Source organism: Verrucosispora sp. SN26_14.1 (genome assembly GCF_004307965.1).
GTDB lineage: Bacteria > Actinomycetota > Actinomycetes > Mycobacteriales > Micromonosporaceae > Micromonospora.
In genome coordinates this window covers 1-10,166 of the sequence record NZ_SISL01000214.1, presented here as the reverse complement: position 1 = coordinate 10,166, position 10,166 = coordinate 1, and the positions used below count along the sequence as shown (strand labels likewise).

Genomic DNA, 10,166 nt, shown 5'->3' with positions numbered 1-10,166 from the left:
CTCCCGGGCCGCGTCCAGGCAGGCCGCCCTGGTGCTGACCGCGTTGACCGCGGTCAGCCCGACCAGCAGGAGTAGCACCAGCGCCGGCAGACCGGCCGCCATCTCGGCGGTGAAGGACCCCCGGTCACGACCGGCCGGCCGGCGCCCGGTCACTTCAGGGCCCGGTCGATGACGGCGGTCAACGCGGACTGCACGCTGTCGGAGGTCAGCACCTTCAGCAGGACACCTCCGAAGGCCACTGCGGCGAGCGTGCCGACGGCGTACTCGGCGGTGTTCATCCCGGCGTCCCCGCGAAGGCGGGCGAGGATTCTGCGCACGTGTTCGTCCCTTCTCGATGTGTTCACAGCACGTCGCCGAGCACGGCGACGATCACCGGCACCAGACCGGCGAGAATGAAGGCGGGCAGGAAGCAGAGGCCGAGGGGCAGCACGATCAGGACGCCCGCGCGGCGAGCCGCCGACTCGATCGCGATGGCCCGGTCGGCGCGCAGGTCGTCGGCGAGCCGGGTGAGGGCACCGGCCAGCGCGGCCCCGCTGCTGGCCGAGCGGATCGCGGCGGCACCGACCCGCTCGGCACCCGGCACCGTCGCCAGGTGTGCCCAGGCTTCCTGCGGCCCACCGCCGAGTTGCAGCGTGCGGCCGACCCGGCCGAGCCGGTCGGCGAGCGGACCACCCAGCGCGTCCGCCACCGCGAGCACCGAGCGTTCCACCGGAGCGCCCGCCCGGAGCGCGGCGGCGAGCAGGTCGGCGGCGAGCGGAAGATCGGCGACGGCCCGCAGTCGCCGGTTCCGGTCCGCCGGCGGCTCGATCCGCCGGAGCAAGCGATCCAGCAGGAGCGCGGTGGGTAACGCCGCCACCAGGCCCGGCCATCCCCCGACCACGACGGCCACGGCCACACCCGCCAGTCCGGCCATGAGTCGCACCCGGTCCACCCGACGGCCGGATGCGGCACCGGCGGCTGCTGGCCCCGTCCTCACCTGCACATCGGACCTCGACGAGCCCACAGCGCCCACAGGTCCGCCCGGACGGTCGGCGCCACGACGACGGTGGACGGCAGTGGACGGGCTCGCGCCGGCCAACCGGCGCAACCGCCGCCGAGGTCGATGCCGGCCGACCAGGACCACGGCGACCAGGACGACACCGACCAGCACCGCCGCCACCAGCGTGCTGTCGGCAAGCTCCCACGTCCTACCGGTCAGGGCGACCAGGCCGGCATCGCGGTCGTGCGTGCGGTGAGCCGTGTCGAGCGTGCTGTGGGCGAGGTCCGACGTCCTGCCGGTCAGGGCGGCAGCGATCGGCCGGGGCATCAGCCTGCTCCGGCCGGCGTGGCGCCGAGACGGTCCGCCCAGAGCAGTCCGACCGCCTGGAGCACGACGGCCGCGACCGCACAGGCACCACCTATCGGGGTGTGCAGCAGCACCTGGAGCGGGTCGACCCCGATGCCGTAGCCGAGAGCGATGCCACCGACCGGCAGGGCGGCAAGCAGCCAGGCGGTGGCGCGGGCCCCGGCTGCCTGGGCCGCCGCCGCAGCCAGTCCCCGGTCCGTCGACCGGGCGTCGGCCTCGATCCGCTCGACCAGCTCGGCCAGCGGCGCGCCGGTCCGGTCGGCCAACCGCACCGCTGCCTGGGCCAGCCGTCCCGGTCGATCGTCGAGGAGATCCACTCCCCCCGTGGCCCGGCCCTCGGCACCGCTCGTGCCGTCGCTTGTCGCCCGCCCTGTGGTGATGCCGACCCGAACCGGGCCGGTGGGGCGCAGCGCCGCCACGGCCACCGGGACCGGCAGCCCGGCCCGAAGGTCGGCGGCAAGGGCGCAGAGCTGGTCCAACCGCTCCCGCTGCGCCTGTGCCTGCTGGGCCGTGGCGCGGTGCCGCAGCAGGGCCCGTACGCCCACGGCGCCGTAACCGGCCACCGCGACCGCCGCCACCGGACCGCCGAGCAGACCACCCACCGTCGTGCCGAGCAGCACGGTCAGTAGGAGGACCCGTGGGTACGACATCCCGGCCAGGCGAGCGCGCGGCGGGTGCCGCCTGCGGCCCTCCCGCCCCTCGCCGGTCGGACCCATCCGGTGCGGGATGGGTGTCGTCTCCGCCGCCGGTGCGGATCCGTCGTCCCGGTCCGCCGTCGCGTCGACCGGCCACCCGACCAGGAGCGACGCATCGCCCGGTCGCGTTGCCGGTGGTGGTGACGGCGTGCTGTCGGCGCGGATCGGTCGGCGCCTGTCACTGCGGCCGGGCGGGCGGGACGCCACGACCGAGTTCGGTGGGTTGGGACGCGTCGTCGCAGGTCGCAGGGAAGCCGGCGGCGGGACCACACAGGACGTGTCGCTCAGCGGGGCCGGCTCGCCCACCGACCGTAGTGTGGCCACCCAGTCGATCAGCGGGTCGTCGGCCCACCTGTCGCGCGATCGGCCCGGGAACATCCGGGTACGCACCGGCCGGATCGCGACCACACCGAGCCCGAGCAGTATCCCGGCCACCCACAGGTATCCACCGCTCATGCCGGCCCCGCCGACCCGGGCCACGGCTCGGACAGGATCGGCGGCACCGCGACGTCCCGATTCTTGATCATGGTGCCGAGCGCCCGCCCCGCGAACCCGAGCCCACGACCCCGGATCCAGGCGGGCACCGCAGTGACAAGCCGTTCCGGCCCCTCCGGCAGGAGCAGGCAGACCGACTCCAGCAGCCGCCCCTGCGGCGTACGGCGAATCTGGAACACCACCTGGAGGGCCGCCGCCACCTGGGCGTGCAACGCCGGACGGGGCAGTCCGCCGAGCAGCCCCAACGCCTCCAACCGGGCGGGTACGTCCGACGGGGCGTTGGCGTGCAGTGTTCCCGCGCCACCGTCGTGACCCGTGTTGAGTGCGGCGAGCAGGTCCACCACCTCGCCGCCCCGACACTCGCCGACGACCAGCCGGTCGGGCCGCATCCGCAGCGCCTGCCGGACCAGCTCGCTCAGACCGACCGCGCCGGAGCCCTCCACGTTGGCCGTACGGGCCTGCAACCCCACCACGTGCGGGTGCACCGGCCGAAGCTCGGCGGCGTCCTCGACCAGCACGATCCGCTCGGTGCCCGGCACCAGCGAGAGCAGCGTGTTCAACAGGGTCGTCTTGCCGGAGCCGGTGCCGCCGATCACCAGGTACGCGAGGCGGGCCGCCACCACGGCGGCGAGTATCGGCGCGACCGGCCGGGCCACCGCACCCTGCTCGACCAGCTCGTCCAGGGTGAACGGCCGCTGCCGGAAGGTCCGCAACGACAGGTAGGGCCCGTCGGTCGCCACCGGTGGCAGCACGGCGTGCATCCGGGTGCCGTCGGACAGCCGGGCGTCGACACACGGCGCACCGTCGTCGAGCCGGCGTCCGGCTCCGGAGGCGAGCCGCTGCGCCAGCCGGCGTACGTCGTCCACGGTGCCCACCGGCACCGGGACCTGGTGCAGCCCCTGACCTCGGTCGACCCACACTCGTACGCCGTTCACCAGCACGTCTGTCACCTCCGGGTCGGCGAGCAGCGGGGCGAGTGGCCCGGCGCCCACCAGGTCGTCGCGTACCCGGTCGGCCATCCGCAGCAGGGCGGTGTCCCCGAGCACGGCGGCGTCGGGTTCGGCGCGTACCGCGGAGACGATCGCGGCCGGCGTGACGGGCGTGGTGGCGGCGGCGATCCGTTGGCGTACCCGGGCGGCGAGGCTCTCCCCGCTCACGCCGCACCCGCCGGGGCGCTCCGGCCGGTCAAGTCGGTGACGATCCGCTGGCAGAGGTCGGCCAGCGGGCCGCGCCCGGTGGCCGCCGGAGCCTCGCCCCGCTCCAGGCCACGGCACAGGCCCGGCTCCGGCCGCAGGCTGCCGGCGAGCGGCAGCCCGAGTGCCTTGGCCAGCTCCGCTGCCCGCAACCGGCCGGGGGCCGGACCGCGCACGACGACTGACAGGTCGTGGCAGTGCGGACCCGCCATCGCCACCACCCGCGCCGCCGCAGCGGTCGCCCGCAGCTCCGCAGGCACGACCACGAAGACCCGGTCGGCGGCCTGGAGCGCGGTGACCGCCGCGTCGTCGAGATACCGGGGCAGGTCGACCACGACGAAGTCCCGGCCGCGTCGGGCCGCGTCCAGCGTGGCCGCCATCGCCTCGGCCGGCACCGCGACCAGGTCACCGCGATCCCAGGAGAGGACCACCAGATCGCCCCGGCTGGGCAGCGCCCGCACCAGGGCGGGGGCGTCCACCCGGCCGTCCGCCCCGGTCAGCGCCGGCCACCGGAGGCCCTCCAACTGCTCCCAGCCCAGCACCAGGTCGAGGCCGCCGCCGAGCGGATCGGCGTCGAGCAGCAGGGTTCGCAGCCGGGTACGGGCGGCGGTGACCGCGAGCCCACCGGCCAGGATGCTGGCCCCGGCCCCACCCCGGCCGCCCAGGACGGCGACCACCCGGCCGCCCGGCACATCCCCGACACCACTCTCGGCGAAGCGGTCGACCAGCCACGGCTCGGCGGCCGGCAACACCGCGACGTGCTCCACGCCGAGCAGGTCCGCGACCTGCCAGCTCGACTCGACGTCACCGTCGCGGCCCACCAGGACCAACCGTGCACGCCGGGGCAACCGGGCCCGCAGGCAGGGCTGCGCCTGATCGCTGCCGATGATCACCAGCGGGGCGGACCGCCAGCGGGTCCGGGCGGCCGCCGGGTCGGCGGCCACCTCCACCTCGACACCTCCGGCGGCGGCGAGCCGCAGCAGGTCGTCGAGCAGGTCACCGTCCCCGGTCACGACCAGGGGCGGAGGCGGGTGCGGCGGGACGGAGGTACGGGCGGGCATCGTGGCCTCCAACGGTCGGCAGGGGTTCGCTGTGCCGAACCCTTCCGCCGCACCACCTCCGGCGCCGCCCCGCGCGACCCGCCTGTGGATAACTAGGTCCCCTGTGGACAACGCCCGCGATCGAAGTTGATCTGCTACATGGGCGATCGAACATCGCGTTCAAATCGCCTTCGATCGGCCATAGCGGGACGACATGGAGAGCGCGCATAATCGACGGTCTGCGCCGTCGGCGGAACGGCATCCCTCGCTGGATCGAGGTCATGAAGCAGTCGCCAGATCACGAGCATCCCCGTGTCGAGCCGAGACTCCGGGTCGGCCCCTGGCTGTTCGACCCGCGTTCCCACCCCGCGCCACCCAGCCGACCGGAGTTGCCCGCGCACCCGACACGGCTCGCCCTGCCGGCCGCACCAGTCACCCGCGACGGCGATCCGTGGACACCGCTGACCGTCGCGTCCGCACCCGTCGTCGGCCCCGCCGAGCCGGCACACCACGGCACTGGCCGGGTGAGCCACCGGCTCCTGCTGGCCGGGGTCGCCACCGGCGTACTGGGCCTGATGCTCACCCTGTTCTGGCCCACGCCGGACGCTCCGCCGACCGCCGCTCCGGAGAGACCCACCGGCTGGGTAGCACCGCCGCCCGCGCCGGCCGGCACCTCGCAGCGCCCCGCCTCGGACGGCACGGCCACCCCGTCGGCCTCGTCCTCCGTCGGCGGAGTCTCCTCCACCCGCCCGCTGCCGCCCACCACGGCGTCCGCACCGACCCGGTCGCCGTCGTCGTCGGCCCCACGGACCGACCCACCCCGCACCCCGGGTACGCCGAGCAGCCGACCGACGTCCGCACCCAGCCGCCCGGCGAGCCCCGCACCGACCACCCGGCCGCCCGAGCCGCAACCGCAGCGCCTCGCCCCGCTGCCCGGCGGACACGAACGATGGCTGCGCTCGGTCAACGGCGGCCCCGAGACCAGCATCGAGTTCGTCAACTCCACCAACCGCACGGTGACCGTGCACTGGCTGGACCACCACGGCAACCGCAGGCAGTACCGAGTCCTGCAACCGAACACGTCGTACCGGCAGCACACGTACGTCGGGCACCCCTGGGTGGTCACCGACCGACGCGGCTGGGCGCTGGCCTGTTTCGAGCCGGTCCGTACGCCCGGCCGCGCGGTGATCGGCTAGCCCGGACGGTCCTCCCGCAACCGGTCGGTGGCCCGACGGACCTCCGCGATCAGGGCCTCCGCCCTGGACACCGTGCCGGCGATCTCCTGCGGGGACCGGCCCGGCGAGGCCAGCAACGCGTGAGCGCGATCGGCGGCATCCGGCGGTGCCGCAGGGCTGGCCGATTCGGGAGAGAGGCTCTACCTGGGCCTGCGACGGAAGGGGAAAGGGACGACCCCCGTCGGGGGGATGCGGTCTCAAGCTGTCGGCCGCTGCCATCTGGTAGCGGCCCGCGTCGACGAGCAGGTGCCGGGCATCGTCGGTTCTCGTTCGGGGTCGGCCCGCGTCGATGTTCCTGCTGCCTCTTTGCTGCCTCGCTGCCTGATGAGGATCCACACCTTGCTGGATCCGTTGGTCGATCGAGGCATGCGCGCCTCCTTCATAGCGACCTGGCTCACCAGATACCTTGTATCAAGGTCACATCCCTCGCAAGGATGGGACTTGCGCAGACCTTGTGTCCACCACCCTGCGCCAGCCAGACGAAGGGACCGAGTTCATGAGCCGGGGACCGCAACCAGGTCGCGACGTGGTCTCTCTGTTCTCAGGAGCGGGCGGGCTCGATCTTGGGCTTGAGTGGGCAGGCTGGAACATCGTCGCCCAGGTCGAGATGGACGCTGACTGCGTGGGCACCCTCCAGAGGCAGGCAAAGAACCGTGAGCTGCCGACATTGGTTCTTGATCGCCGACTCGAAGACATCGACCCCGTCCAGCTCCGTAACGATCTCGGCTTCAAGCTGGGAGAGCTTCCTCTCCTAGCAGGCGGTCCCCCATGCCAGCCCTTCACCACGTCCGGCCGTCGGCAGGGACTGTCCGACGCGCGAGCAACCACTCTTTTCCCCGCCTACCTCACTTGGGTTGATGCCTTCGATCCGCAGTTCCTCTTGATCGAGAACGTTGACGGCATGCTGTCAGCGGCACTCCAGCACCGCCCTTTGGTTGAGCGGGGGCCGCGGTGGCCGATGGACGCGCCACTGGAGGAGCGGAAGGGCTCCTTCCTCAAGTGGCTGCTCGACCAACTTCGACTTCGCGGCTATGCCCTGAGCTGGGGAGTCGCCGAGGCAGCTGACTACGGCGTTCCGCAGATGCGCCAACGGTGCGTCCTAATCGCAGCCAAGGGCACCGTCCCGTGCTGGCTGCCCCGGCCGACCTTCGGCACCCCGGAACAGCCGTTCAAGTCTCTCCGGGAGGCGCTCCAAGGGATCGATGATCTCGGGCCCGTCATGCCAATCAGCGAGCGGAAGAAGGCCGTCTACCGTCACATCCCCCCAGGAGGCAACTGGCGAAGTCTCCCTGATGCTCTCCAGCGCGAGACGATGGGACGCGCGTACCACGCCACCGGCGGCAAGAGCGGGTGGTGGCGGCGGCTGTCGTGGGATTCACCTGCGCCAACAATCCTCGGGATGCCAGACCACTCAAGCACCGCCCTGATCCATCCCGACGAGCTTCGGTGCCTGTCAGTCAACGAATGCGCCGCCGCTCAAAGCTTCCCGGCAGGTACCGAGTTCGTCGGTGGCTTCCGCAGTCAGTACCAGCAGGTTGGCAACGCCGTACCACCGCTGCTCGGCAAAGCACTTGGGGCGCAGCTCCTTCGGTTCGCTTCCGGGGAGCGGGAGGATGAACCACCGGTTCCGGCTTGGCGCCAAAGTTCGGCCAACCGCAGACCTGGCACGCATGGCTGGACGCTGGCCAACGGCTACCATCTTCACGTTCCGATTCGCCCGGACCACGTGTGGGCCGCGTACGACGTGGAGACGCCTGTTGACGCAAGAGCAAAGGTCGACGATACCGCCTGAGTCGGCTGAAATTGTCGCTGCTGTACGAGAGCTTGCCGGCGTTCCTACGGGCACCGGTCCCGATGACGCTCACCTTGTCGCTGGAGTAAGAGGGTTCGCAGAGGCGTTCCACTACTGGTACACCCGCGTCATCCGTGAGTCGGTGCCCGACTACAGGAACCTCATCATCAAACGGATTAACCCGTTCATCCGGAGGATCCAACTGGACGGGCTGGCCGCGCCCGATGCCGCGCGACGGCTGGTGGAGGACTACGACAGCCGCAACTTCGTCACTGCTGGAGGTTGGGCACTGGAGGCGTTGGCCAGCGACGGAAGTCCCGATGCCCAGAAGTCGGCTGCGGAGGGCATCGACCTCCAGAGGTTCGACCCTCTTACCGGGGACCACCACCTGTACGTCCTCAAGAGCGGGCTAGTCACACGAAACAGCGACATCGTAAAGGCTCTCAAGCGGAACTCACGGCAAGCTGAGAAGCTGCTGCGCCAGGGACGAAGCACCGGGGCGGTGCACGCTAACTGGGCCGTAGTGGCGGGCAAGACGTCTAGCACCTACGAAGACGGCGTGAATCGGCCGTCGTCTGCGGAATTCTGGGGTGAAGTCTTCGGCTTGGACGAGGTCCAGGCGGTAGACCTGGCGTTGGCGATGGCTGCGGTAGCTGGTCAAATGATCAAGAACGACGCGAGCCAACACCTGCAAGCTCTCCAGTTGCTCGTCGGAGACTACATCGCCGACCGAAGCGAGAACCTCATTGTGGATTGGGAGTTCCTTGCCCGCCGCAACATGCAGACGCCGGACAACTGGAGGGCGGAGGACAAGGCGAGACACGTCCGTGCTCTTAAACGACTGGCAGCTACCGGCTATGTTCTTACACCTAAGATCCCCCGGACGAGGACAGGATCGTCGGATAATGACTGATGTGTGGTGGGCCGGCGCTCGGGAGCACCAAGCCGCGTAGAGCATCGAGGCGCTGCAAAATCGGCATGCCCCAACCTGGCGACATCTCACTGCTGCCGTAGCTCTAGGTCCGCGATTCTCCCGCTTTCGCTGCTGCTGCGATGCTCAAGGGGCATCATGCCGATATTCTTTCCCGTATCCGAGCCACTAACCGAAAGCACGGCGAGGTTCATCGCTGTGGCAAATGTCCTTGCAGGCGTCGAACAGTACGCGAACAGTTGCCGCGAACCAGGATTCACGCTACTGGAGAGCGAGGCCCGTCGGGTTGCGGCCACACCTGTTCGTGGAGGCCGAGAACTTACATCGAGGGTAATGACTCGACTTCGTATCGCGTGGCAGACAGAATTGGCGGCACGAGCAGGCGACGCCTTAGATGACCCTGTGTTGCGGCGTGTCGCAGCGCAGACCCTTCCCGTACAGGCTTACTATGCCGTCTTCAATGCCGCGAGGGCCATGACTCTCGTCGCAGGCGCTCCTGTCGACACGCACGCCGCCGTGCAAAGAGACTTCGAATCTCAGCGGGCTCGCCGAGCCGCTGGGCCTTGGCGTTTGACTCTGAGCGGCGACCCGAAGGCTGCTAGCACGTGCTCACTTGAACCTGCCGTGTGCACGGTCACAGGGTTCAACCTGCTGGAGTCCGGTCACGAGGCGGCAGAGTACGTCGCTGCAGGGTTAAGAATGACACGTAAATGGAAGCTCGAAGCTGCGCGGGATGAATGGCTCAAGCGAAGTCGCAAAAAAGACGGTAGCCGCTATCAAAATCTATCTCCAGCGGGCCGAGCGGAGATACTCAGCGGCTTGCGCCGGACGACCTTAATCGACTTCCTATACGAGATGCGACGCCGCACTAACTACGAATCTGTGGACGAATACGGATCCGACGCTACGGATGCCGAAGTTCATCGCTTCCACGAAGGCCTCCTCTATGTCACCAAGAGTGGGCTACTGCTTTATGAAACACAAATCGCCCAGTACGCCGGAATAAAGGCGTTGACAGATGCGGCGGCAGAGTGGTCTCGGTCCGTGAAAAGGGCAGGCAGGTGGGCGACCGAAGCCGTAGACGAGAGACTCAACGCAATAGGGCAAGCCGTTCGATAAGGCAGAGCGACAGCTGACCGGGTTTAGCCATCCCGTTCGCCGTCGACCCGCCCACCGTGGGAGCGGGCCTCCGCCCGGCCCGCCACGTCAAGCGGGCCTTGACGCACGTTCGGACGCTGGCGGGCCGGGCGGTGGTCTGCTCGGCTTGCCCGGGTCGATGGCGGGCGGGATGGCCGCGCAACCACCCACGGACCGCAAGACGCGGACAAAGCCCCGGCCATCCTGGAGCCGGAGCGCCCCCGCCGGAGGCGCAGTAGCCGCGACCCGTATCCGCCGCCAGGTTCGCCAACGCAGCCGGCGTCGCTCGCCTGGTGTCTCTTA

Annotated in this window: 8 protein-coding genes and 1 pseudogene; 3 read left to right on the top strand and 6 right to left on the bottom strand. The window is 70.5% G+C overall.

Going from position 1 to position 10,166, the window contains the following annotated elements:
* The 6 genes and pseudogenes from EYA84_RS18895 to ssd form a co-directional block, all read right to left on the bottom strand.
* A pseudogene (locus EYA84_RS18895) lies at positions 1-102 on the bottom strand (mucin-associated surface protein); the annotation flags it as partial.
* A gap of 47 nt (positions 103-149) precedes the next feature.
* Positions 150-278, bottom strand: coding sequence for a DUF4244 domain-containing protein (locus EYA84_RS18890; RefSeq protein ID WP_155217386.1), 129 nt, complete (start codon positions 276-278; stop codon positions 150-152).
* Between the two features lie 62 nt (positions 279-340).
* Entirely contained in the window at positions 341-1,162 is an 822-nt protein-coding gene (locus tag EYA84_RS18885; protein WP_343232777.1) for a type II secretion system F family protein, read from the bottom strand.
* Between the two features lie 143 nt (positions 1,163-1,305).
* A complete protein-coding gene (locus tag EYA84_RS33540; protein ID WP_236145839.1) occupies positions 1,306-2,496 on the bottom strand; it encodes a hypothetical protein in 1,191 nt (396 codons plus the stop codon).
* Positions 2,493-3,692, bottom strand: a complete 1,200-nt coding sequence (locus EYA84_RS18875; protein ID WP_131054378.1) for a TadA family conjugal transfer-associated ATPase — start codon at positions 3,690-3,692, stop codon at positions 2,493-2,495. Before EYA84_RS18875 ends, EYA84_RS33540 begins: the two co-directional genes overlap by 4 nt.
* Positions 3,689-4,741 carry a septum site-determining protein Ssd gene (gene ssd, locus EYA84_RS18870; protein ID WP_201272422.1) on the bottom strand — a complete coding sequence of 351 codons (1,053 nt, stop codon included), beginning with the start codon at positions 4,739-4,741 and terminating at the stop codon, positions 3,689-3,691. Before ssd ends, EYA84_RS18875 begins: the two co-directional genes overlap by 4 nt.
* Positions 4,742-5,049: 308 nt before the next feature.
* Between ssd and EYA84_RS18865 the strand changes: the two genes are divergently transcribed.
* From EYA84_RS18865 to EYA84_RS18855, 3 genes are all read left to right on the top strand, one after another.
* The gene (locus EYA84_RS18865) at positions 5,050-5,964 is read left to right on the top strand and encodes a hypothetical protein (protein ID WP_131054376.1); all 915 of its coding nucleotides are present in this window, start codon (positions 5,050-5,052) and stop codon (positions 5,962-5,964) included.
* A gap of 493 nt (positions 5,965-6,457) precedes the next feature.
* A complete protein-coding gene (locus EYA84_RS18860; RefSeq protein ID WP_131054375.1) occupies positions 6,458-7,795 on the top strand; it encodes a DNA cytosine methyltransferase in 1,338 nt (445 codons plus the stop codon).
* Complete coding sequence (locus EYA84_RS18855; RefSeq protein ID WP_161595000.1) at positions 7,761-8,708, top strand: PmeII family type II restriction endonuclease; 948 nt, start codon at positions 7,761-7,763, stop codon at positions 8,706-8,708. The genes EYA84_RS18860 and EYA84_RS18855 overlap by 35 nt, the downstream gene beginning before the upstream one ends.
* Positions 8,709-10,166: the final 1,458 nt, after the last annotated feature.

Bases quoted from the DNA above. Each gene is read 5' to 3' on its own strand.
- EYA84_RS18865 (WP_131054376.1), top strand. From the start codon at position 5,050: ATGAAGCAGTCGCCAGATCACGAGCATCCCCGTGTCGAGCCGAGACTC.
- EYA84_RS18890 (WP_155217386.1), bottom strand. From the start codon at position 278: ATGAACACCGCCGAGTACGCCGTCGGCACGCTCGCCGCAGTGGCCTTC.
- EYA84_RS33540 (WP_236145839.1), bottom strand. From the start codon at position 2,496: ATGAGCGGTGGATACCTGTGGGTGGCCGGGATACTGCTCGGGCTCGGT.